The sequence below is a fragment of the Mesorhizobium helmanticense genome (assembly GCF_003034915.1).
Taxonomy (GTDB): Bacteria; Pseudomonadota; Alphaproteobacteria; order Rhizobiales; family Rhizobiaceae; genus Mesorhizobium; species Mesorhizobium helmanticense.
On record NZ_PZJX01000052.1, the window covers coordinates 37,848 to 61,333 of the forward strand.

General features: G+C 63.1%; 22 protein-coding genes. 13 read left to right on the forward strand and 9 right to left on the reverse strand.

The annotated features are described in order from the left end of the window. Positions 1-9 precede the first annotated feature (9 nt). Positions 10-2,139, reverse strand: a complete 2,130-nt coding sequence (locus C9427_RS27645) for a hydantoinase/oxoprolinase family protein (protein WP_107652322.1) — start codon at positions 2,137-2,139, stop codon at positions 10-12. Positions 2,140-2,299: 160 nt separating this feature from the next. Here C9427_RS27645 and C9427_RS27650 point away from each other — a divergent pair, with 160 nt between their 5' ends. Further along, complete coding sequence (locus C9427_RS27650) at positions 2,300-3,079, forward strand: helix-turn-helix transcriptional regulator (protein ID WP_107652222.1); 780 nt, start codon at positions 2,300-2,302, stop codon at positions 3,077-3,079. Between the two features lie 89 nt (positions 3,080-3,168). Here the strand turns inward: C9427_RS27650 and C9427_RS27655 are convergent, their stop codons facing one another. Then, complete coding sequence (locus C9427_RS27655) at positions 3,169-4,818, reverse strand: GMC family oxidoreductase (protein WP_107652223.1); 1,650 nt, start codon at positions 4,816-4,818, stop codon at positions 3,169-3,171. Positions 4,819-5,014: 196 nt separating this feature from the next. Here C9427_RS27655 and C9427_RS27660 point away from each other — a divergent pair, with 196 nt between their 5' ends. The 4 genes from C9427_RS27660 (at position 5,015) to C9427_RS27675 (ending at position 9,727) form a co-directional block, all read left to right on the forward strand. Beyond that, positions 5,015-6,097: a sugar ABC transporter substrate-binding protein gene (locus C9427_RS27660; protein ID WP_107652224.1), complete on the forward strand. Its 1,083-nt coding sequence runs from the start codon at positions 5,015-5,017 to the stop codon at positions 6,095-6,097. Between the two features lie 108 nt (positions 6,098-6,205). Beyond that, on the forward strand, positions 6,206-7,246 hold the full coding sequence (locus tag C9427_RS27665) for an ABC transporter permease (RefSeq protein ID WP_245437189.1): 1,041 nt from the start codon (positions 6,206-6,208) through the stop codon (positions 7,244-7,246). Between the two features lie 5 nt (positions 7,247-7,251). Then, entirely contained in the window at positions 7,252-8,754 is a 1,503-nt protein-coding gene (locus tag C9427_RS27670; protein ID WP_107652225.1) for a sugar ABC transporter ATP-binding protein, read from the forward strand. Between the two features lie 4 nt (positions 8,755-8,758). Next, positions 8,759-9,727 carry an ABC transporter permease gene (locus tag C9427_RS27675; protein WP_107652226.1) on the forward strand — a complete coding sequence of 323 codons (969 nt, stop codon included), beginning with the start codon at positions 8,759-8,761 and terminating at the stop codon, positions 9,725-9,727. An 83-nt stretch (positions 9,728-9,810) separates the two neighbouring features. Here C9427_RS27675 and gloA read toward each other — a convergent pair whose 3' ends face one another. Continuing rightward, a complete protein-coding gene (gene gloA, locus C9427_RS27680; RefSeq protein WP_019856614.1) occupies positions 9,811-10,221 on the reverse strand; it encodes a lactoylglutathione lyase in 411 nt (136 codons plus the stop codon). A 161-nt stretch (positions 10,222-10,382) separates the two neighbouring features. Between gloA and C9427_RS27685 the strand changes: the two genes are divergently transcribed. From C9427_RS27685 to C9427_RS27700, 4 genes are read left to right on the forward strand one after another with little or no spacing between them, the layout of a single operon-like run. Beyond that, a complete protein-coding gene (locus tag C9427_RS27685; protein ID WP_107652227.1) occupies positions 10,383-11,825 on the forward strand; it encodes an FAD-binding oxidoreductase in 1,443 nt (480 codons plus the stop codon). A 3-nt stretch (positions 11,826-11,828) separates the two neighbouring features. Beyond that, complete coding sequence (locus C9427_RS27690) at positions 11,829-12,629, forward strand: FadR/GntR family transcriptional regulator (protein ID WP_107652228.1); 801 nt, start codon at positions 11,829-11,831, stop codon at positions 12,627-12,629. A 58-nt stretch (positions 12,630-12,687) separates the two neighbouring features. Continuing rightward, positions 12,688-13,401, forward strand: coding sequence for an SOS response-associated peptidase (locus C9427_RS27695; protein ID WP_107652229.1), 714 nt, complete (start codon positions 12,688-12,690; stop codon positions 13,399-13,401). Between the two features lie 47 nt (positions 13,402-13,448). Further along, the gene (locus C9427_RS27700; RefSeq protein WP_146172603.1) at positions 13,449-15,323 is read left to right on the forward strand and encodes a tetratricopeptide repeat protein; all 1,875 of its coding nucleotides are present in this window, start codon (positions 13,449-13,451) and stop codon (positions 15,321-15,323) included. Here C9427_RS27700 and C9427_RS27705 read toward each other — a convergent pair. Continuing rightward, positions 15,311-16,067 (reverse strand): IS5 family transposase gene (locus C9427_RS27705; RefSeq protein WP_245437195.1). Its coding sequence is split into 2 segments (ribosomal slippage): positions 15,311-16,013 and positions 16,012-16,067, totalling 759 coding nucleotides; the frame shifts between segments, so codons are not numbered across the junction. The two genes, C9427_RS27700 and C9427_RS27705, sit on opposite strands and share 13 nt — an antisense overlap. A gap of 136 nt (positions 16,068-16,203) precedes the next feature. Here C9427_RS27705 and C9427_RS27710 point away from each other — a divergent pair. The 3 genes from C9427_RS27710 to C9427_RS27725 all read left to right on the forward strand — a co-directional run bounded on the left by C9427_RS27710 (position 16,204) and on the right by C9427_RS27725 (position 18,214). Next, positions 16,204-17,199, forward strand: coding sequence for an NAD(P)H-dependent flavin oxidoreductase (locus tag C9427_RS27710; RefSeq protein WP_107652232.1), 996 nt, complete (start codon positions 16,204-16,206; stop codon positions 17,197-17,199). 614 nt (positions 17,200-17,813) lie between these two features. Continuing rightward, entirely contained in the window at positions 17,814-17,993 is a 180-nt protein-coding gene (locus C9427_RS27720) for a hypothetical protein (RefSeq protein ID WP_027042769.1), read from the forward strand. Positions 17,994-18,004: 11 nt separating this feature from the next. Beyond that, positions 18,005-18,214 carry a hypothetical protein gene (locus C9427_RS27725; protein WP_107652234.1) on the forward strand — a complete coding sequence of 70 codons (210 nt, stop codon included), beginning with the start codon at positions 18,005-18,007 and terminating at the stop codon, positions 18,212-18,214. 31 nt (positions 18,215-18,245) lie between these two features. Here the strand turns inward: C9427_RS27725 and C9427_RS27730 are convergent, their stop codons facing one another. Continuing rightward, positions 18,246-19,151, reverse strand: a complete 906-nt coding sequence (locus tag C9427_RS27730) for an NAD(P)-dependent oxidoreductase (protein WP_107652235.1) — start codon at positions 19,149-19,151, stop codon at positions 18,246-18,248. A gap of 127 nt (positions 19,152-19,278) precedes the next feature. On the opposite strand from C9427_RS27730, the gene C9427_RS27735 reads away from it, so the two are divergent. Then, a complete protein-coding gene (locus C9427_RS27735; RefSeq protein ID WP_107652324.1) occupies positions 19,279-20,022 on the forward strand; it encodes a FadR/GntR family transcriptional regulator in 744 nt (247 codons plus the stop codon). An 8-nt stretch (positions 20,023-20,030) separates the two neighbouring features. Here the strand turns inward: C9427_RS27735 and C9427_RS27740 are convergent, their stop codons facing one another. Genes C9427_RS27740 through C9427_RS27755 form a run of 4 tightly spaced genes read right to left on the reverse strand, consistent with a single transcriptional unit; the run spans position 20,031 to position 23,414 of the window. Then, positions 20,031-20,762 carry an ABC transporter ATP-binding protein gene (locus tag C9427_RS27740; protein ID WP_107652236.1) on the reverse strand — a complete coding sequence of 244 codons (732 nt, stop codon included), beginning with the start codon at positions 20,760-20,762 and terminating at the stop codon, positions 20,031-20,033. Further along, the gene (locus C9427_RS27745; protein ID WP_107652237.1) at positions 20,759-21,484 is read right to left on the reverse strand and encodes an ABC transporter ATP-binding protein; all 726 of its coding nucleotides are present in this window, start codon (positions 21,482-21,484) and stop codon (positions 20,759-20,761) included. The genes C9427_RS27740 and C9427_RS27745 overlap by 4 nt, the downstream gene beginning before the upstream one ends. Continuing rightward, entirely contained in the window at positions 21,481-22,536 is a 1,056-nt protein-coding gene (locus C9427_RS27750; RefSeq protein WP_107652238.1) for a branched-chain amino acid ABC transporter permease, read from the reverse strand. The genes C9427_RS27745 and C9427_RS27750 overlap by 4 nt, the downstream gene beginning before the upstream one ends. After that, complete coding sequence (locus C9427_RS27755) at positions 22,533-23,414, reverse strand: branched-chain amino acid ABC transporter permease (RefSeq protein ID WP_107652239.1); 882 nt, start codon at positions 23,412-23,414, stop codon at positions 22,533-22,535. Before C9427_RS27755 ends, C9427_RS27750 begins: the two co-directional genes overlap by 4 nt. Positions 23,415-23,486 lie beyond the last annotated feature (72 nt).

Below are 23,486 nucleotides of genomic sequence, written 5' to 3' on the forward strand. Positions count from 1 at the left end.
TTCGCCCTCTCAAGCATGGGAATAATGCAGCAGCGTCCATTCATCGACAAAGACACGATCTTGCGGATGGACGACGAGCGTGGTGGCGGGGTGTTCGATGATGGCCGGGCCGATCACTTCATGGCCGGGCTGCAGCAGGTCCATCTCGTAGAGATCGGCCTTGTGCCAGCGCCCAGCGATATAGGCCTCGCGCAAACCCTTGTGGGCGGCTGCGGGATCGGAAGCCCCGAGCGGTCGCTTGAGCAGCACCGGCTTGACCTTGTCGGCGGTGGCGATCAGTCCCAGCTCGGTGATGGTGAAGCCGGCTTCGCCATAGCGCGAAACGCGATGGTTGACCTTGGCGTAGACCGCCTCGAACTCGTCGATGACCTTGCGCATGTCGTCGGCCGACTTGACCTCGGCAAGCGGTGCCATGACCTCGACGTCCTCGAGCTGGCCGGTGTAGCGCATCATCAGGAACGGCACGGTCCTGATCTTTTCGCCGGCGTGACCGTCGGCGATCATTTCGTCGACCGCGGCCTTGGTCAGATCGTTCCAGACCGTGGTGACTTTGGCGCCGAAGCCGGCAAGCGTCGCCTCGTCGGCGCGCGACGGGATGTCGTGCTGCGTCGACACCGAATGCCGGCGCATGAAATCGGCGGTGGTGCAGCCGAAAGCGGAGAAGGCGGCGGCGAACTGGAAGGTGATGATGTCCTTGAAGCCGATGCCCCGCGAGCAGCCGGCGAGATGCAACGGGCCGGAGCCGCCATAGGAGAGCAGCGTGAACTCCGACGGGTGGATGCCTTGCCCGGAGATGACGCGGCGCAGTGCGTTGTTGGCATCGGACTCCAGCATGTCGATCATGCCTTCGGCGGCCTCCTCCAGGCCGACGCCCAATATGTCGGAGCACTTCTCCTGGAAGGCGCGGCGAGCCTTCTCGACTTGCAGCACGACCTTGCCGCCAAGGAAATAATGCGGGTTCAGGCGACCAAGGATGGCGTCGCAATCGGCAATGGTCGGCTCGGTGCCGCCGCGGTCGAAGCAGATCGGGCCGGGGTCGGAGCCGGCGCTCTCCGGCCCGAGCGAGACCTTCTTGGTCAACGGATCGACCTTCAGGATCATGCCGGCGCCGGCGCCGATGGTGTCGAGATGCAGCGTCGGCACGTTGAGCTTGAAACGATCCATCAGTGGCTCGTTCTCGATCCGCGTCTGGCCGCGTGTGATGACCCCCATGTCGAAGGAGGTGCCACCCATGTCCGAACAGATCAGCGAGTCGTTGCCGATCAGCTTGCCGACATAGGCCGCCCCAAGGATGCCGCCGATCGGGCCGGAGATCATGGTTTCGTGCAGGCGAGGGTGATTGATCGAAGTCAGACCGCCAAAGGAGAGCAGCGTCTGCACGCCATATTTGAAGCCGTATTTCTTCGAGACGTCCTCGATCCCCTTGAGCTGCTTGCGGCCACGCGAGGTGGCGTAGGCTTCGATCAGCACCGAGTTCAGCCGCGACTGCTCGCGGATGACCGGACGAACCTCGTGGCTGGTGTAGACGATGATGTCGACGCCGGCCTTGTCGATCTCCATACGGCAGATCTCGGCGATGCGCTTCTCATGCACCGGATTGACGTGCGAGAAGATGGTCATGATGCAGATAGCTTCGACCTTGTCGGCGATCAGATTCTTCGCGGCAACGGAAACCTCGTGCTCGTAGAGCGGCAGCACGATATCGCCGAACTGGTCGATGCGCTCGGTGACGCCATGGGTGCGGCGACGCGGCACCAGCGGATCGGGATGGTGATGTGTCACCGCGTGCAGACGGTCGGCGTAGGAATAATCGGCCCAGGCCTGCAGGCCGCGGCCCATCAGGATCATGTCCTCCAGGCCCTTGGTGGTGATCAGGCCAAGCCTGCGCCCGGTGCGCGACAAAAGCGTGTTGAGCATGCCGGTGCCGGAATAGAGCACGACATTGACGCCGGAGAAGAGCGCTTCGAGCGAGATGCCCCATGCATCAGCCGCGTCTTCGGCCGAAGCGAGGAAGCCCTCGGCCTCGTTCTTCGGCGTGGTCGCCGACTTGCCGATCTTGAAGTGTCCGTCCTGATCCACGAGGATCGTGTCGGTCATGGTGCCGCCGGCGTCGATGCCGATAACGATTGGATTGCCAATGATTGGCGGATTGCCAACGATCGGGCCGGTGAGGTTTGGCTGAGTCACGGTCGCCTCGGGGATCTGTCCAGGTTGACGCTAGGCTAGATTCGGCGAGTGGCCTCGCGCCATATGCCTAAAGACACAATGACGGGTGGCTGTTCATCGCCGAGAAAAGGGCATGCGCATGGGGAAAATCTGGATGCCGCTGGCGAAGGCGATCGCGGCCACCGGCACAGACCGGCATGTCGACTGCCTGATCGACCTGATCGGCGCCGACATTCCGCACGACCTCGTCACGGTGACCCGCTATTCGGCGACGCAGACCCCTGAATTCGTCAAGCACCGGCGCTTCTCGGACGAGATGGTTCGGCGTTATCTCGACAGCTACTACGTGTTCGATCCGTTCTATGCCTCGTGGCGACGCGAGCGAAGGCTCGGAATCATGCCGCTAAAGCGGTTTGCCGACGACGAGGCCAAGCGCGGCCAGTACATAGCCGACTTCCTGGCGCAGTCGGAAATCTGCGACGAGGTCGGCATTATGCTGGCCGATGGCGGCGACTGGTGTCTCGGCATCTTCCTCGACCGCTCGACCACATCGTTCAGGGACAGCGAAATAGCCCAACTGGAGCAGCGGCTGCCGGTGTTCGAAGCGCTGCATGCGCTCGACATTACCACGCGCGGTGCCGATTTCTCTCGTACGTCGGCACCAACCAGCCCTGGCGCATCGCCGCGGCAGGAGCCGACCATCCCGGTCAGCCTGTGGCCGGAGCTGTCCTTGCGCGAGCGGGAACTCGTCCAGCTTATCCTTGCCGGCCACCCGACCGCCAACATCGCCGAGCGTCTCGGCATCACCGTCGGCACCGTCAAGAACCATCGCCGGCGCATCTACGAAAAGCTCGACATCACCACCGAGCGAGAGTTGTTCTTGCAGTTCTTCCAGTACCGGATGGAAAAGTAGCCAACGCCCGGCTTGGTCCCGTCGCGGTTCAGCCACGACTACAACCCGGTCGTGGAACGATGCCAGGGCGGCAAATTCATCGTCGTCGACTATAGCCGCGCCGACTTTCCACCGCCTTCGATGTTCCTGGACGAGTAAGATTGCTGCGCCGGCGGCTGGCTGCGCCCGACGATCATATCCGCCGCCTTTTCAGCGATCATGATGACGGCGGCGTTGGTGTTTGACGAAACGATGCCTGGCATGACCGAGCTGTCGCAGACGCGCAGGCCCCCGAGTCCGCGCACGCGAAGTTCGGGATCGACGACGCTGTCGGCATCGCCGCCCATCCGGCAGGAACCGACCGGGTGGTAGGCGCTGCGCCCGTGTTGACGGGCGAAGGCTTCGAGCGCGGCGCGCCCCTTGGTTGCCGCGCCCGGAAGGTGCTCCCGGCTGATGTATTTGGCGAAGGCCGGTTGCGACAGGATCTCACGGCTGATCTCGATGCCGTCGATGGCGCGCTCGAGGTCGTAGCGCTCGGCGAAGGGGTTGGGATCGATAACAGGCGGATCGCGCGGATCCGCTGATCGCAGCGTGACGCTGCCGCGCGAGCGAGGGCGGACATGGTAGGAATTCAGCGTGCAGCCATTGCCGCCGGGGACCGAGCCGATGCCTTCCTCGACCCCGGCACCGGGCAGGAAATGAAACTGGATGTCAGGCGTCTTCTCCGCCCGGTCGCCCCACCAGAAGCCGCCGGCCTCGACGATGTTGGACGCCACCGGCCCCTTGCCGAACAGCGCGTATTCGAGGCCGGCGACCGCCTGCCAGCGCTTCTTCTTGTAGCGGTCAATGCCATGCGGCCCGTTGAGCTCGGCGACGACGTCGACATCCATGTGATCGTGCAGGTTCTGGCCGACGTTCTTCAAATCGTGGATCACCTTGATGCCGTGCGCGCCGAGATGGGCGGCCGGGCCGATGCCCGACAGCATCAAAAGTTTCGGCGAGCCGATGGCGCCGGCCGTGACGATCACCTCGCGCCCGGCGCGCAGCAGCTCGGCGCGGCCATTGGCGATGATCTCGACGCCGATGGCGCGGCCGTTCTCGACAATGATGCGGCTGACCGTGGCGTCGGTCCGCAAGGTCAGATTCCTGCGGCCAAGCGTCGGCTTGAGATAGGCAACCGCCGTGCTGCTGCGCTTCCCCTGACGCGTCGTCGTCTGGTAGAATCCAGCACCTTCCTGCTGGCCATCGTTGAAATCCGCCCTGAAGGGAAGACCCGCCTGCTGTGCCGCCTTGACGAAGACCCGGGTCAGCGGATGCGGCGCGCCGCTGGAAACGCCGAGCGGTCCATCGATGCCGTGCTGCGGACCGGCGAATGTGTCGTTGCCCTCGGAGCGGATGAAATAGGGCAGCACCTCGGCGTAGCTCCATCCCGCACAGCCTTCTTCGGTAGACCAGCCGTCGTAATCCTGCGGGCAACCGCGGGTGAACACCTGGGCGTTGATCGAGGAGCCACCGCCCAGCACGCGCGCCTGCGGATAGACCATGGTGCGGCCGTCGATCGCCTTGCCCGGCGCCGTGTCATAGCCCCAGATCAGCGGTCCCGATGTCATCTTGAAGAAGCCGACCGGCAGATGGATGTAGCGATCGGTGTCGGGCGGGCCAGCCTCAAGCAGGACCACGGACACATCCGGATCCTCGCTCAGCCTGGCGGCGAGAATACAGCCGGCCGTGCCGCCGCCGACAATGATGTAATCCGGCATTTTTCCTCCCGATGCTGCCCGGCCTCTCATGCGCGCGACGATCTCAAGTCCCTTGTGTCGCGTCAAGAGAAAGGGTATGGTTGCCGTGTTGAAGGGTTGTCGTACAAGTGGAGGAACTTGGCAATCCTTGCCGAAGGCGAGGCGCTCCGCGCATGCCGCCGAACGGAAAACGGAGATTCAACTGGGAGGTTCGAGAATGAAGGACAGGACGATTTCCACACGTTCCGGCACGGTCAGCCGCCGGACGCTGATGATGGGCGCCACCGCCGGACTGGCGACGCTCGCCATGCCGAGGGTGTTGCGGGCGCAGGACAAGCCGACGCTGGTGACGTCGATTCGCTCGCTATCCAATCCCTACCATGCGGTCTGGAAGACCGGCGCCGAGGCCTACGCCAAATGGGCCGGGCTCGAACACGTCACGCTGGTTTCCGAAGGCAACAGCGAGAAAGGCATCGCCGACATCAAGGCAATGCTGGCCAAGACCGGCGGCAACATGGTGCTCAATTCCGATCCCAACGACACGCCCGATGCGCGTCCGATTGTGGAAGCCTGCGCCAAGGCCGGCGCCTATGTCGTGACGCAGTGGAACAAGCCGGCGGATCTGCACCCGAAGGACTTCAATCCGAACTATGTTTCCCATATCGAGTTCGACGGCATTGCAAGCGGCAAGACCATCGCCGAGATCCTGTTCAAGACCATCGGCGGCAAGGGTGGCATCGTCGCACTCGGCGGCCTGATCTCGACCACCGCGGCGATCGAGCGCAAGAAAGGTCTCGACGCAGCGCTTGCCGCCAATCCCGACATCAAGCTGCTCGACTTCCAGGTCGCCAACTGGAAATCGACCGAAGCCTTCGACCTGATGGGCAATCTGCTCACCCGCTTCGGCGACGACATCAAGGGCATCTGGGCCGCCAATGACGACATGGGCTCCGGCGCGCTCGAGGCGCTGCGCGCCGAGAACCTCGCCGGCAAGGTGCCGATCGTCGGCGTCGACGGCATCAAGACGGCGGTCGACGCGGTGCGCACCGGCGAGTTCGCGTGCACCGTCACCTCCGATCCGTTCTGGCAGGGTGGCATGGGACTGGCCATCGGCTACAACGCCAAGATCGGCAAGTTCGACCCGGTCAAGGAGCCGCCGGAGCACCGCGAATTCTACGGCAAGGCGGTGCTAATCTCGCACGACAATGTCGAGGAATATTACAAGACCAATGTCGATGCGAAGCCGGAGATCGACTGGAACGACCTGTGGGGTCGGGTGACCGGAGCCATCCGTACCTGACCGCCCGAGCGGGCCTGCCACCCCCCCTTGGCGGCCCGCTCCCTCTTACAGGCGCCGTGCACGGTATCCGCATCGGCGACGGTCATGACGCAGACGGGAAGCGGTTTCTTGACAATCCATACAGAACCCCTGAAGTCCGTTTCGGACATCGAGCGGACGACGCTTATGACACTGATCCCCGGCCGCATCGCCGGCCTGTTCGGCGGCAGGCGCTGGCGCAGCCTGGCGCCACTGGCGGTGCTGATCGTGCTGTGCGTGCTGATCGCCATTGCCAATCCCAACTTCATTGAACTGCGCAATCTCGTGCGCGTCGCTAATTCGGCCGCCGTGCCTTTGACGCTGGCGATGGGGCTGACCTTCATCATCCTGATGGGCAGCATCGACCTCTCCGTCGAGGGGACCTTGTCGGTGTCGGCGATGGTGGTGGTGCTGCTGGCCGCCAATGACGGCAATGGCAATGACTATGGCTGGTGGGCCGTGCTCGCCGCGATTGTTGCCGGCACCGCCATGGGTTTCGTCAGCGGTCTTGTCCAGACCATGCTGCGCATCCCGTCCTTCATGGCCACACTTGGCATGTGGTTCATCGGCCTTGGCCTGTCGGTCTATATGCTCGGCGGCTCGGCGATCCGCCTCAACGACGCCTCGATCCGCGACCTCGCCTTACACCGTTTCTTCGGCATGCCGCTGGCGGTCTGGGTCGCGACGGGGGCATTCCTGCTCGCCGCTGTCATCCAGTACCACACCAAGCTCGGCCGCCACATCCTGGCCATCGGCGGCGACGAGGACGTGGCAAAACTCTCCGGCGTCAACGTGATACGCGTGCGCATCACCGCCTTCGCGTTGGCGGGGTTTTTCTTCGGCATCGCGGGCGTGCTTGCCGCCGCGCAGCTTGGCCAGTCGCACGCAGTGATCGGCGACGGCAGGCTGTTTGCCGCGGTCACCGCCGTCGTCGTCGGCGGCACGGCGCTGACCGGCGGCGAAGGCGGTGTCGTCAACACGCTGATCGGCGTGCTGATCGTCACCGTGCTCGCCAACGGCATGATCCTGCTCGGGATTTCGCCCTATATCCAGCAGACCGTGCAGGGCCTGATGATCATCGCCGCGGTGGCGCTCTCGCTCGACCGCATGCGCCTCAGAATCGTCAAGTGAGCGCCATGCTGAGCGCATCCGGCATCATCAAGAATTTTCCCGGCGTCCAGGCCTTGCGTGACGTCTCGATCGAGGTCCGGCCGAACGAGGTGGTCGGGCTGATCGGCGAGAACGGCGCCGGCAAGTCGACGCTGATGCGGGTGCTGGCCGGCAGCTACCGGCCGGACGGCGGCAGCCTGACGCTGGACGGCGAACAGCTTCGCATGCGCAGTCCGCGCGATGCGGCCAGGCATGGCATCGGCATGGTGTTCCAGGAACAGTCGCTGGTGCTCAATTTGACGGTCGCCGAAAACATCTATCTCGGCGAGGAAGACCGTTTCACCCGAATCGGCATCGTCAACTGGCGCGCCATGAACGCGGCGGCGCGCCGCCAGCTGGCCAAGATCGGCATCGATATCGATGTCACCCAGCGCACCTCGGAGCTGACGTTCGCCGCGCGCCAGATGGTGGAGCTGGCCAAGGCGCTGACGCTGGAGGAGATGGTCGAGCGGCCGCTGCTCATCCTGCTCGACGAGCCGACCTCGGTGCTCAACGCCGCCGATATCGAGGTGCTGTTCGCGCGCGTGCGGTCGCTGAAATCCCGCGCCAGCTTCGTCTTCGTCTCGCACCGCCTCGACGAGGTGCTGGCGATCTCCGACCGCGTCTACACCATGAAGGACGGCGCGGTCGTCGCCGAACACCGTGCGGCGCAAGTCACCGCGCCAGAGCTGCACGAGATCATGGTCGGACGCGGGCTGCAGGCTGAATATTACCGCGAGGCCCGCCAGCAGCAGCCGCGCGAGACGGTCATGGTCGAGGCCAAGGGATTGGGCGCGAATGGTGCCTATCATGGCGTCGATCTCAAGATCAGGGCCGGCGAGATCGTCGGCATCGCCGGCGTCGTCGGCTCCGGCCGGGAGGAGGTCACGCGCACCATCGGCGGCTTCCTCCAGCACGATGCCGGCGAGATGAAAATCGCCGGCGACACGGTGCGCTTCGGCTCACCGGAGCCGGCGGTGCGCAAAGGCATCGGCTATGTGCCGCGCGAGCGGCGGCTCGAAGGACTGGTGATGTTCCTGTCGATCGCGGAAAACATTTCACTGGCCGATCTGTCGAGCGTCATGCGCCATGGCGCCATCGACTATGGCAAGGAGCGCCGACTTGCCGCCGACTGGATCAAGCGGCTGCGCATCAAGGCGCCCGGCCCTGACGCGGCCTGCCGAAAGCTCAGCGGCGGCAACCAGCAGAAGGTGGTGCTGGCGCGCTGGATGACGGCAGGCTCGCGCATCCTGGTGCTTGACCATCCGACGCGCGGCCTCGATGTCGGCGCCAAGGAAGAGGTCTACGAACTCGTGCGCGATCTCTCCGCGCAAGGGGTCGCGATCCTGCTGATTTCCGACACTCTGGAAGAGACGATCGGCCTGTCGCACCAGGTGCTGGTGATGCGCGACGGCGAGATCACCGCGCGCTTCGACGCCAGTCCGGGCAACAAGCCGAACCAGGTAGACCTGTTGCGAGCGATGGTGTGAGCCGATGAACGAACCTTTTCCCCTCAGGCGGATCTTCGAAGGCAAGTGGACTCAAGGCGCCATTCCGCTGGTCCTGCTTGTCGCCCTGTTGCTGATCATCGAGATCGCCGCGCCCGGCTTCCTGACCGGCGAGACCGTGTCGCTGCTGTTTGCCAACACCGCCGTGCTGTTCATCCTGGCGACCGGCGTCACTTTCGCCATCCTGCTCGGCGGCATCGACCTTTCGATCCAGGCGGTGGCTTCGCTGGCGAGCGTCATCCTGGCGCAGTTGCTGCCCTCATTGGGTCTCGCCGCTTTCCCGGTGGCGATCCTGTCCGGCCTTGCCTTCGGCACGTTGAGCGGCATCGTCCATGTCAAGCTACGCGTTCCGTCCTTCGTGGCGACGCTGGCCACCGGCGGCGTGGTCACCGGCATCGCGCTGTGGGTGTCCGACGGCCGCGCCATCACCATCGAGGAGGGTGGCCGCGAAAACACCGCCTGGATCAACGCCACCGTCGTGGGCGTACCGGTGGTGGTGCTGATTTCGGCGGTCATCGGCATCGCCGCCTTTCTGGCGCTGCGCTACACGCGCTTTGGCCGCCAGGCGATCGCGGTTGGCGCCGGCGAGCCGGCTGCCTGGGCGGCGGGCATCAATGTCGACCGCACCAAGATCGTGGCCTTCGCCGCCTCAGGCATGCTGGCCGCTGTCGCTGGCGTCGTGCTGGCAGCCAGGCTGTCGAGCGGCTCGCCGGTTCTTGCCAACCAGCTGCTGCTGCCGGCGATTGCCGCCGTCATCGTCGGCGGCACCGCCATCACCGGCGGGCTGGGCGGCGTCGCCCGCACGGCGGTCGGCGCGTTGATCATCTCGATCGTGCGCATCGGCATGACCTTCGTCGGCGTCAACATCTTTCTGGAAAACATGGTGTTCGGCGCGGTGCTCATCGCCGCTGTCGCCATCACCATCGACCGCAGCAAGATCGCGGTCATCAAGTGACAGTTTCATCCGCACCGCCTCCCAAGCAAGCGCGGACAGGACGGGGTCGCATCACAGGCCCGATGCGACCCCGCCTGGTCGAATCACATCGTGTCGAGGCCGATCAGCTCGATCTTGTAGCCGTCCGGGTCCTCGACGAAGGCGATGTGGGTGGTGCCGTGCTGCATCGGCCCAGGCTTGCGCGGGATCTTGGCGCCGCGCTTTTCGAGCTCGGCGCAGACCGCATAGATGTCGTTGACGCCGAGCGCCAGATGGCCGAAGCCGGTGCCGATCTCATAGGGCTCTTCCCTGCCCCAGTTCAGCGTCAGCTCGACGACGGCCTCCTTGTCCTCGGGGCCGTAGCCGACAAAGGCGTTTGTGAACTTGCCGCCGGGATAATCGTCGCGGCGCAGCAAGGTCATGCCGAGAACCTCTGTGTAGAAGGCGATCGACTTGTCGAGGTCGAGCACCCTGATCATGGTGTGCATATAGCGAAAGCCCGGGGCGTCGCTCATTGGGAAAGTCCTCCGAATTCAGTGATTTGCTGGTCTGACCATCCACATCAAACGGCTGGTTGGAATGTGGTCCCGCTTGATGTTCTAAATCAGGGTTGTATGATAACACGACAAGAAAGGTGCTTGTCCAGTCGTTTTCCCAAGGGGTGCAGAGTCAATTCATGAATGCCGTGCCTCCCACCTCAGCGTCGCTGATCGCAGCCCTTGCCGGCCTGCTGCCGAATGGCGGGTTGCTGACCACGGACGAAGACCTGGCGCGCTACAGCCGCGACTGGTCCGGCGACCATTTCGGCCGTCCGCTGGCGGTGGCCCGTCCGGCTTCGGTCGAGGAGATGTCGGCCTTGATGCGGCACTGCCACGCGGAGCGCATTCCCGTCGTGCCGCAAGGTGGCCTGACCGGCCTCGTGGGTGCAGCCGTGGCGGCGGATGGCGGCGAGATCGTCATCTCGCTGGAGCGCATGAACAGGATCCGCTCGATCAGCCCGATCGACTTCGCCATGGTGGTCGAGGCCGGCTGTATCCTGGAGGATGCCAAGCGCGCCGCCGAAGAGAGCGACTGCCTGCTGCCGATCACCTTCGGGGCGCAAGGAAGCTGCCGCATCGGTGGCAATGTCGCCACCAATGCCGGCGGTTTCAACGTGCTGCGCTATGGCATGACGCGCGACCTGGTGCTCGGCCTCGAAGTGGTGCTGGCCGACGGCCGGATCTGGAACGGGCTGAAGGTGCTGCGCAAGGACAATCGCGGCTACGACCTCAAGCAGATCTTCATCGGCTCGGAAGGCACGCTCGGCATCGTCACCGCCGCCGCGCTGAAACTGTTTCCCAAGCCGACGCAGATCGAAACAGCTCTGGTGGGCTTGCGCTCCGTCGAGGATGCGATGGCGCTCTATGCCCGCGCCCGGCGCGACTGCAGCGACCTGCTCACCGCCTTCGAACTGATCCTGCGCGGCGGCATCGAGATCACCATGCGCGAGGGCAAGGACTTTCCCGATCCGCTGGGCAAAGCCTATCCAGCCTATGTGCTGATCGAGGTTTCCGCCGGCGGGCTGATCGACCTGTCTGCCATGCTGCTTGGTTTTCTCGACGGCGTCGCTGATATCGTCGAGGACGGCATCGTCGCCTCGACGCGGGCGCAGGCCGAGCGGCTGTGGCTCTACCGCGAGATCATGGTCGAGCGGCAGGGCCGCGGTGGCCGCTATCTGCGCACCGACGTTTCGGTGCCGATCTCGAAACTCGCCGATTTCGTCACCGACGCGCTCTTCGACTTGCAACGGGCGCGTCCCGACGCGCTGGCCGTCACCTATGGCCATGTCGGCGACGGCAATATCCATCTCAACGTCGTGCCGCCGGAAGGCATGACGCCAGAAGCGATCGAACATCTGTTCGAAGAGGCCGAGGCACATATCTTTGCCGTCGTCGATCGCTGTGGCGGCTCGATCAGCGCCGAGCACGGCATCGGCCGGGTCAAGCAGAAGGCATTCCTCGAGCGCATCGATCCGGTGACGCTCGATCTGGCCGCAGGCATCAAGGACGCGTTCGATCCGCGCCACATCCTCAGCAACGGCCGCATTCTGGCGTCCACATCCGCCCTCGACTATAGGTGAGCGATGGCGCTGAAACTCGACAAGGTCAATCGCGGTCCACATCTCTCCACTTTGGTGGCGAGTTCCATCTCCCGCGAGATCGCGCAGGGGCGCCTGAAGCCCGGCGACCAGTTGCCGACCGAACAGGCACTGGCGACCACGTTCGGGGTCAGCCGCAACGTGGTGCGCGAGGCAATCGCGCGGCTGCGCTCGGAAGGCCGCATCTGGTCGCAGCAAGGGCGCGGCGCCTTCGTGGTGGAGAGCAACAACCCGACGGTGCTGACCATCGACTACGAGGCGCTGCAACGCGCCGATTCGTTCCGCAACCTGTTCGAACTGCGCGGCATCCTCGAAGTGCAGGCCGCCGCCCTCGCAGCAAAGCGGCGCTCCGAGGCCGATCTGATCGCGATGGGCGATGCGCTGGCCGGCATGCGCGCCGCGCCCTATGGCAGCGTCGCCTGGCTGCGCAGCGACCTCGAATTTCACCGCACCGTCGCCGAGGCGACGCGCAACGCCTACATGGGCCAGTTCCTGGTCTTCGTTTCCGAGCGTGTTCGCGAAAGCATTCTCGCCGCCGGCAACCAGCAGAAATCCGACGACATGGCCCGCATCACGCTCGGCGAGCACGAGCGCATCTTTGCCGCCATCCGCGCCGGCGACAGGGAGGCGGCGCAAGCGGCCATGCGCGACCATCTGGCGGGTGCCGCCCTGCGTGTCGGACTGCACGAGGGTGATGCGGCTGCGGAGCCTCCGGCGCAGGAGGCAGCCTCTCCGGTGCGGCATTCAAGGCTGAGAAAGGCTATCCGTAAGCAGGCCGCGGGATAGCTGCTTCGTCCGAATTTTTCGGCTAGTCGCCGGTTCGCTCTCACGGCAGAGTGTGGCCATGTGCAACCTCTACAACATCACGACGTCGCAAGAGGCCGTCCGCCAATGGACCAGGACCTTGCGGGACATCTTGGGCAACCTTGAGCCGTCCATCGACATCTATCCCAACCGCCCCGGCCCGGTGGTGCGCAATGCGCTGGACGGGCAGCGAGAGCTGGCCAATCTCCTGTGGGGCATGCCGACACCCGTTGAGCGGATGAAGGGCAAGGCCGACTACGGCACCACCAACATACGCAATCCTCAGTATGGCCATTGGCAGCAGTATGTCAGCGTCGGGAACCGCTGTGTGGTGCCAGTGACCAGCTTTGCGGAGCCCAGCCCAACGCCCGGCGACAAGGACCCTGAGACAGGCATTCAGCGGAACCATTGGTTCGCGCTCAATAAGGATCGCCCGCTGTTCTTCTTCGCTGGCCTCTGGACGCCATGGCACGGGGTTCGCAAAGTAAAGGACGGCCCAGGCGACTTCGAGCTTTACGGCTTCCTCACGACCGCGCCCAACGCCCTCATCAAGCCTATCCACGAGAAGGCCATGCCGGTGATCCTGACCACGCAAGAGGAAATTGAGACGTGGCTTACTGCGCCATGGTCGGAGGCAAGGCGACTACAACGCACGGTACCGGACGACGCTCTTGTGATCGTCGCGAAGCCAGCTACGCAGATCAAGTTCCCTCAGGCTGTCATAAGCCCTAACGGCCAACTGTCGTTGCTGTAGGGCTGGGATGAGGCAACCGCACGACCTCAGGGGCATTCGGGGGAAAAGTGGCAAGGCATTCCATAGATGATATTGCAGATGCGCTTCGTTTGAACGGCGGCAGAGGCCGACGCTGCACTGTCCTGATCGGGGCCGGTTGCTCGGTCAGCGCCGGTATTCCAACAGCCTCAGAAATAGTTGCAGAAATTCGGCGATCCTTCCCGTCGGCTTTCTCCCGGGCGTTGGTCAAGGACTATCCTAGCTGCATGGCAGCACTTGAGATCGGAGTGAGGCGCGATCTCATTGCCCGATACGTTGATAGCGCGAAGATTAACTGGGCCCATGTGGCCCTCGCACAGCTCATTGAAGCAGGTTTTGTCGATCGCGTTCTGACAACGAATTTTGACCCGCTTGTTTCCAGAGCCTGCGCGCTCATCAACCGGTTTCCCGCTGTCTATGACCTGGCCGCGTCCCGTATTTTTAAACCTGATCAAGTAAGTGAACAGGCGATCTTCCATCTGCATGGGCAACGCGACGGATTCAATTTACTAAACACGAAGGATGAAGTTCAGCGGCAGAAGAGACGGCTTGGGCCGGTGTTCGATGAGGTAAAAAGGGGACGAATCTGGATTGTCGTTGGATACAGCGGTGAAAATGATCCCGTCTTTGAGTTGTTGGCACGCGTACGGCATTTTGAGTTCGGCCTATATTGGATTGGGTACGAAAGCGCACCATCGCCGCATGTGGAGCGCGAAATCATTGCCCCCGCAAAGGGCGCGCATTTTCTGGGCGGAGTTGACGCCGACGACTTCTTTGTCTCGCTAGCTCAAAAGCTTGAATGCTTTCCGCCCAACTACGTTGCACAGCCATTTTCCCATCTGCACCGCACCATAAGTATGCTGGCGCCCTATGGCGCTCCACACCCCGAAGATTCCGAACATCCGGTGTTTCGGAAGAGGCGTTTCGACATCTGCCAGGTGATCCGATCTGAACTTGATGAACTAATTTCAAGCCGGGAACGGGGCGTGTCTGCAGGATATTACTTTCTAGCTGGGAACTACGATCGCGTGGTTGAACTGCTGGGACAGCAGAAGCTCACAGGTATGTCTCAATCGGATAAAGATGCCCTCGGCTGGTCCCTCGCCGAGCAGGGGAACCGCCTTCATGTCGAAGCGAGGGAGTCTGGTTCCGAAGGGCGCTTTAGGGAGGCCATGCAGAAATTCAGGCAAGCAGCAAAGATACTCTCAACGAGAGCTGACGCGCTCTACAACTGGGGTAATACCCTTTTTGATTTTTCAATTATGAAGCGATACGGCGCGCCGGAGGTTATGACGCGCGCTGGTGAGCGTCTACTTCGCCAAGCGATCAAGAAGTATCAGAAGGTCATAGCGATCGAGCCGAACTACGCTGATGCACACAATAATATGGCAAATGCTCTCACCGATATTGGGCGATCGGTAAGTCAGGAGGAGGGAATACCGCTATTCAACGAAGCTCGCAGGCACTACGAGATCGCCTTAAAATATACCGAGTCGCCCGATGTCGTCCACAATAACTTTGCGAAGGCTCTTCACGAACTAGCAAGAATAACAAATGATCAACAGGCGTTTGACGACTGCCTGGTTCACTTTTCTATCGCTGCTGATTTCAACCCGAAATACTATAGCGTGTTCCTGAGTTGGGGAAACGCACTCGCGGATGTTGCCCGTCGTTCAGGTGACCGAGATACTTTGCGAAAAGCTTGCGCTATGTATCGTCGCGCGTCAGAAATTCGCCGATCGGACTCTGCGTCTTGTTGGAATCTAATTGGGGAGTTGACCCGACTCGCCGAAATGGAGAGTGGCATGGAAAAGACGGCAGTATTGGAAGAGGTTGCATCTCTTCGTAGGAAGATGGCACGCCTCCGCCGCGCTCGAGCTAGGGTCCGGACTCATAACCAGTAGCTGACGATTGCCGCGAGGAAGACGGCGGCGAGGAAGCTCGTCGCCGATCGATCGTATCGTGTGGCAATGCGGCGGAAATCCTTGAGCCGTCCAAACATCCGCTCGATGGTGTTGCGATCGCGGTATAGGAATGGCGAGAAGCAGTTCTTCCAGCGTCGGTTAGCTTTCGGCGGAATGTTCGGCATCGTCCCTTTGCCCTCGACCTTGTGCCGGATGGCATTGGTGTCATAGCCCTTGTCGGCGTGCAGGATCGGGCTCTTCGGCATCTGCTCCAGAAGCAAATCCGCGGCACTGCAATCGGCGACCTGGCCACCGGTCAAAAGGAAAGCGATTGGACGGCACAGGCCGTCGGTCAGGGCGTGGATTTTCGTGGTTCGACCACCGCGCGATCGGCCGATCGCCTGATTTTGTTCCCCTCCTTTGCCGCCTGAGGCACATCGATGCGCCTTCACCGCCGAGGAGTCGATAAGCACCTCCGCGGGCGGTCCGCTAGCCGAGACCAAGGCATGGAAGATGTCGGCCCAGACGCCCTTGGCCGCCCATCGGACGAAGCGGTTGTAGAGCGTCTTGCGCGGGCCGTAGGCATCCGGTGCTTCGACCCAACGACCACCTGACTTCAGGACATGCACGATACCGCTGATCACCCGGCGATCATCAACCCGCGGCTTCCCGCGTGTGTCAGTTGGCAAGAGCCACGAGCCGCCCAAACTGCTCCTCGGTCAGCCAGAAATAATCGCGATTCATCCGTGTGGTCTCCCTTTGGAGACCGTGAATCACGAAGCAGATTCCGACGAAATCCCTGTTGATTCCGTGCCCCCTTTGGACCACTGTCCTAGATCGGGCAAGGCCGCGACGGGATGGTGGACTCAGGGGGATCGCAATGCCCAACGCTTTCACTACTCTCGTCGGCATAGAAATCCCGATTGTCCAGGCGGCAATGGGTGGAGCTACGTCTCCGCAATTCGCGGCCGCAGTTAGCAATGCAGGCGGTCTCGGGATGCTCGCCCTCGGCTGGAGTCCGCCCGAAGCGGTACGCGCAGAAATTCGGGCCACCAAGGCCCTGACCGAGCGACCATTCGGCGTCAATCTCGTGTTGACATATCCGCAGGAGGAGCGCCTCGCGATCTGCTTGGAAGAAGGCGTGCCGGTAATCTCATTTTTCTGGGGCCAGGCAGGCCCGCTGATGGCTGAGGCGCATCGTGGCGGGGCAAAGGTGCTGCATACGGCAGGAAGCGCCGAACAGGCTCGGATATCAGCCGAGGATGGCGCGGACGCAATCGTCGCGCAAGGCTGGGAGGCCGGTGGCCACGTTTACGGTAGAGTTGCCACGATGGCGTTGGTTCCGGCAGTTGTTGATCAGGTCGCGCCGGTCCCAGTTCTTGCCGCCGGTGGCATTGCGGATGGACGCGGTCTAGCCGCGGCGATGGCACTTGGTGCCGCGGGCGCTTGGATCGGTACCCGCTTTCTCGCGAGCATCGAAGCTCCAATCCATGCGCGCTATCGCGACCGCATCCTCTCGGCCAAGGAGACGGACACAGAATATGGGACGGTTTTCGACGTCGGCTGGCCCGACGCTCCGCACCGTAGCCTCCGCAACAAAACCATTGAAGCTTGGGAGGCAGCCGGACGCCCGCCGGCGGGTGGGCGTCCCAACGAAGGCGTCGTGGTAGCAAAGTCGCCATATGGTGATGTGGTTTCATACCAATCTCACACGCCGGGATCGGGTGACGAGGGCGACATTGATGCCCTTGCCCTATGGTCGGGCCAAGGCGTCAGCCTCGTCCGCCACGTCCAGCCCGCCGCCGAGATTGTCCGCGAAATGAGCGACGAGGCGCGGGCAATACTCGCACGGCTTGGGAACGATCCATCTTTCTAAAGCTCACGTGGGAAGTACCGCCGATCTCAATCGCGGACTTATGGGTCCGGACCCTAAATTGGCGTAGAACTCACTTCACCCACGAGCGGAGTGGGCGTGAATGGGATTGTTCGGCGCTGTCGAATTCGATGATCTTTCCCTTACCTGCATCTTGTCCGCCCTTGGGTTATCGGTGGGGCTTGGGCGGCAAGCTTCAATCCTCATACCGCCAGACAATCCGCCGAACCATCCTTATCTCTGCAAGTCTCGTCACGCGGATGCCCTCCCGCTCTCGTGCTGATGGGTTTTGCGTCTCGGCGTGCATATACTCGTTCTTGCCGCAGCGCCTACAATTCATTTTGCTCCCGACCAATTCGGCCTCAACATCCCCAAAGATTTCCCTCAGGTCACCTGGCTGATACCAGCGCTTGACGTTACAGAGCCCGCAGCGGACCAGCACGAGCTGCCCAATCTCATGAGCATTGCTGAGCTTCCATTCGCCGCCGCGCTTTCGTCGTCCATCAGTATCAGGCATGGCCCAAAATAGGAACTCATTCCTCTCTCGGTCAATTCACTCTTGACATTTATGTTCTCTTTTTGTTCACTGCGATCATGCAGCGTTTGGAGTAATTGCTATGGACCGCATTGTGACACTCAACAGTCGCCAGGAGGCCGCCCTCCAGGCTCACGCCGAGGATTTCATCGCTGTCCACAAGGGCGATGTGATGAAGGCGCTCAAGGAAATGATCGTGCTCAACGGGCATCTTCAAGAACGACTTGATGCACTCACCGCACCCCGCCGCGCGGCACGTTAGGAGGAACGGCAATGGGTACCATGCACTTTGACGACGAAGCGAAAGCCGAATTGCATTCGGAAGCCGTGAAGCTGATTGCGCGTTACGACAGCCCGCTTGAGACCGTGAAGGCGCTCATGGCCTATAATTGCGAGCTTGAGACCCAGATACTCGCCATAGCGCACCGGCATCCGGGGGTCGTTTCAATCGGCTACGATCCTACGCCACCTGTGCTGGGGTGAACGCTTGTCATTGGCTGCGATAGTCGGCCCGTCACCCCGTTGGCGGCTCGACCAGCGACACCCCGTTCAACCCCGCCACAATATCGGAAAGCGCCGGTACGAACTTTTCGCCATGGCCGGTGGCGACAGCCGTGGCAAAGCCGTTGCGCACCGCGGCCCCGATCGGATTGGCGACGCCGCCCGCCTGGGCGAAGGACGCGAGATAGGTCATGTCCTTCAGCGCATTGACGATGGCGAAGCGCTGCGCGTTCTCGTTGCGGTTCAGCACGAAGTCGAAGAAGGCCTGGTAGAAGCCGCAATCCATGCGGCTGCCCGAGATGACGCTGTTGAAGACCTGCGGCGTCAGCCCGGCTTTCACGCCCAGTGTCAACGCCTCCGAATAGATCGCCGAATAACCCATCGAGACAAAATTATTGAGCAGCTTCATGGTGTGGCCGCTGCCGGTCGGCCCGGTATGGACGACGCGCGCGGCAAAGGCTTCGAGCACCGGCCGCGCCCGCGCGACAGCCTCGGCCGAGCCGCCAACCATGACGTCGAGCTTGCCTTCCGCCGCTTCCTTTGGTGTGCGCGCCAGTGGCGCATCGATCAGCGTCAGGCCCTGAGCGGCGAGTTCGACCGCCAGTGCCGTCGTCGATGACGGGTTGGAGGTCGAGCAGTCGATGATCAGCAGCGGCTTGCCGGCCGAAGCCAGCCCGCCCGGCCCCTTCACCAGCGCTTCCACCTCGCGCGAACCGGTGACGCAAAGCACAACGACGTCGCTCGCGGCGGCAAGCTTGTGCAGGTCCTCCGCCTCCGTGGCGCCGGCCGCCACCAGCCGTTCCATCGCATCGCGGCTGCGATGCGCCCAGACCGTCAGCGGCCAGCCTTTGGTCAGGAGATTGGCGGCCATGCCGGCGCCCATGCTGCCCAGTCCGATGAAGCCTATGCGTTCTTTCATGCTTTTCTCCAACAACCATGGCCCAGGCGGGCGGGCCGCACTTTCGTCACCTTGCGGCGGGCACCTGTCGATGCAATCCTTTGAAGAAGAATCGGCCTTTGCCGAAGAATCGGACCGGAGTCCCCCGATGGCGGAGCCCATGCTTTTCGACGCCATACCGCAAGCGCCCAATCTCAGAAGCGGGCTGGTCAACACGCTGATCGCGCAGATCGAATCCGGCGACCTTGCGCCGGGCCAGCGGCTGCCGACCGAGCAGGAGATCGTCGCCGCCACCGGTGTCAGCCGCACCGTCGTGCGCGAGGCGCTGGCCGCACTGCGCGCCCGTGGGCTGATCACCACCCGCCAGGGTCTGGGAGCTTTCGTCGCCAAGGATCCCCTGCCCCGGACCTTTTCCATCTTGCCGGACGACCTCGAATCGATCGACGAGGTGTTGCGGGTGCTGGAACTGCGCATGGGCATCGAGGTGGAAGCGACCGGCCTTGCCGCCGAACGGCGCAGCGACGCAGCCCTTGAGCAGATGAGTTCCCGGCTCGACGCGCTCGAAGCCGCTGTCCGCGCCGGCGAGCCGGGTTCGGAAGAGGATTTTGGCTTCCACCGCGCCATTCTGGCGGCGACGCGCAACGCCAATTTCACCCGGCTGTTCGACACCTTCGGCAGCGCCATGATCCCGCGCCAGTGGACCCGGCTCGACCGGATGACGGTTCCCGAACGGGAAAAATACCTGGCCCGCATGCAGCGCGAACATCGCGCCATTCTTGCCGCCATCGAAGCCAGGGACGTCAAAGCGGCTCGCCGCGCCATGCGCAGCCATCTGACCAAAAGCTATGCCCGTTTCGAGACCTTGCGCGACAAGGCCGGGCGCGGCGACTGAGCCCTTGCTCATGATGCGGCTCCCGCCACGCCGCCGAGATAGAGGTCCCGCATCAGCGACATGTCGCGCAGTTCCGCGATCGGTCCGGAGACGACGATGCGGCCGTTCTGCATGAGGTAGCCGCGCGAGGCGAGCGATAGCGCGAGGCCGGCATTCTGCTCGACCAGCAGCACCGAAGCGCCGAAGCGCTCGCCGATGTCGAGGATGATTGCCTTGATCTCCTTGACCAACAGTGGCGACAGGCCGAGCGACGGCTCGTCGAGCAACAGCACGCGCGGTCGCGCCATCAGCCCACGCGCTATCGCCAGCATCTGCTGCTGGCCGCCGCTCAGCGAGCCACCCTTGTCGCGCTGCTTGGTGGCGAGGATCGGGAAGAATGCCAGCATCGTTGCCAAGTCGGCTTCGATGGCGTCGTCATCACGACGCGGATAGGCGCCGAGCCGCAGATTCTCCTCGACAGTCATGTCGACGAATATCTTGCGCCCCTCCGGCACCAGCACCACGCCGCGCGTTGCCATGATATCGGCGGATAGGCCGGTGACGTCATCGCCGTCGAAAACAATGCTGCCGGCGCGCGGCTTGACCAGCCCGACGATCGCCTTCAGCAGTGTCGACTTGCCGGCGCCGTTGGGCCCGAGGATGGTGACGATCTCGCCCTTGGCCAAAGTCAGCGAGACACCCCGGTTGACGATGGTCGGGCCATAGCCGGTGACGACATCGGAAACGGCGAGCAGGTTCACAGGTCGCCTCCCAGATAGACTTCCAGGACCTTGGGATCGGCAAGCACCGCCTCGGTCGGCCCGTCGGCGATCTTGGAGCCGAAATCGAGCACGGCAAGGCGCCGGCACAGCATCTGCATCAGCTTCATGTCGTGGTCGATGACGCAGACGGTGATGCCGTGGCCTGGCAATTGGCGAACAAGCCCGACAAGGGCAGTGGTTTCGCGGTCGTTGAGCCCCGCCGCCGGCTCGTCGAGCAGCAGCAGCGCCGGTTGCGTGGCGAGTGCCAGCGCCAGGCCGAGCAGCCGCAGGCTGCCAAACGGCAGCACGCCGGCCTTTTCATCCGCCAGCGCTGTCAGGCCGACGAAATCGAGCAACGCCTGCGGCGTCGGCCAGGGGGTGTTGGCGTTTGCTCCGGCTCGCACATGCTCGCCGGCGATCTGCACATTCTCCAGCATGCTGAGGCCGGCGAAAGCCATCGCCTGCTGGAAGGTGTAGCCGATCCCGGCCCGCGAAATGGCGTGCGGCGCCGAACCAGTGATATCGCGCCCACGAAACGACACGCTGCCTGCGTTGGGCCTATGAACGCCGGTGACGACGTTGAACAAGGTCGTCTTGCCCGAACCGTTTGGGCCGACGACGCCAAGGATTTCGCCCTCCTCGACGGCGAGATCGACGCCGGCGAGCGCGGCGACGCCGCCGAACTGTTTGCTCAAGCCGCGGATCTCCAGGATCGGGCTCATCGCCGCGCCTCCGAGGGATTCGAGACGACGCCGTTTTCTTGCCTCTGCCGTTCCTTCGATTTCGCAGTGAAGACCTTCCGGACAAAGGCAGCGATGCCGGCGATCAACCCGTCGGGCAGAAGCAGAATGACGGCGATCAGGCAGACGCCGTAGACGATGCGCGACTGGACCGGGTCGAGATTGAGCACTTCCGGCAGGAAGGCGACCAGGATGCCGCCGGCGAGCGGACCTGTGATCAGACGGGCGCCGCCGATCATCACCATCAATGCCAGATAGATGCTTGGGAAGGACGCAAACTGCGTCGGCGAAATGTGGCCGAGGAAATTCGCCAGCAGCACGCCCGATATGCCGGCAAAGACTCCGCTGACGACGAAGGCGCCGATCTTGTGCCGGCCGACATTGATGCCGAGCGAAGCGGCAAGCTTCTCATTTTCCCTGATGGCGCGCAGCGTGCGGCCATAGGACGAGTTGATGATCGCCCAGCTCGCCACCGCCGCGACGGCGACGAAAGCCACCACCATCAGGTAGTAGCGCGTCAGGTCGCCCATATCGGCGCCGAACAGGTTGACGGGGCCAACCATATCGAGCCCTGTTGCGGCGCCGGTGTAGTCGCCGCCATTGGTGAGCACGATGGCGAGCAGTTGCCCGAAGGCGAAAGTCATGATGACGAAGTGATGGCCGCCGACCCGCAGCGACGGAATGCCGACGATCATCGCAAACACGGCGCTGGTGAGTGCGGCGACCGGCAGCGCCAGCCAGAAACCAACGCCAAAGTCCCGCGCAAGTATCGCCGCCGTGTAGGCGCCGACGCCGACCAGTGCAGCATGGCCCATCGACAGGATGCCGGTCTGTCCGAACAGCACCGAAAGCCCGTAAAGCGCGATGACGTTGATGCCGGCCGAGATCGCCAGCGACAGGAAGCGGTTGCTCGGCGAGAGCAGCGGCACAAGGGCGATCAGCGTCAAGACCACCAGCACCGGCACTAGAGATCGCAAGGCCGGGGCAACGGAATGCGTGGGATGTTTGCCCTGCGGGGTCGAGCCTTCGCTCATGACGCCATCCTGGGTCCGCTGGTGCCGCCGAAGAGGCCGTGCGGACGAAAGAGCAGCACCAGGATCATCAGCACGAAGGAATAGGCGTCGGTCCATTGTGAGAAGCCGTAGCCCGCGCTGAAGCCTTCGACGATGCCGAGGATGAGGCCGGCGGCAACGGCGCCGTAGATATTGCCGAGCCCGCCGATCAGCGCCACGGCAAAGCCCTTCATGACCATGGTGCCGCCGATGAAGGGGGTGATCGGAAACAGCGCGATCAGCAAGGCGCCGCCGAGCCCGGCCAGTGCGCTGCCGAGCACGAACACGCCGGTGATGTAGCGGCGCACCGGAATGCCCATCAATGCCGCGGTATCGCGATCCTCGACGCTGGCCCGCAGCGCCCGACCATAGCGGCTGGTCGTGATCATCCGGAAGCTCAGCGCCACCACGGCGACGGTGATCAGGATGACCATGACGCGAACCGAAGCGATGCGCACGCCACCGACGTCCCAGACCGTGGTCAGCGGACGCGGGATGCTTTTCTGGTTCGGATTCCAAAACAGCACGACGACATGCTGCAGCACGACGATGAGGCCGAGCGAGACGATGAAGCCATTGGTCGGTCGCTCCAGCGTGAAGCGAAAAATGCCGCGCTCCAGCACATAGCCCATCAGACCGACCGCCAGGATCGCCAGCACGACCGCCAGCGGGAAGCTGAGGCCGGCACTGACGGCGAGCCAGGTGACGATGCCGCCGATCATCAGGAATTCGCCATGGGCGAAGTTGATGATGCCGGTCAGGCCGAAGATCAGGGTCACGCCGACGGCGATCAGTGTGATGACGCTGGCGATCGAAAGGCCGTTTAGGATCTGCTGTATGAAAATGTCCACGGCTCGCATCCGCTATTGACTGGTGGCCGGCGATTCCGACTTGCCCTGGATGGGTATTGGCGGCGCGGCTGGCGCCGCCAA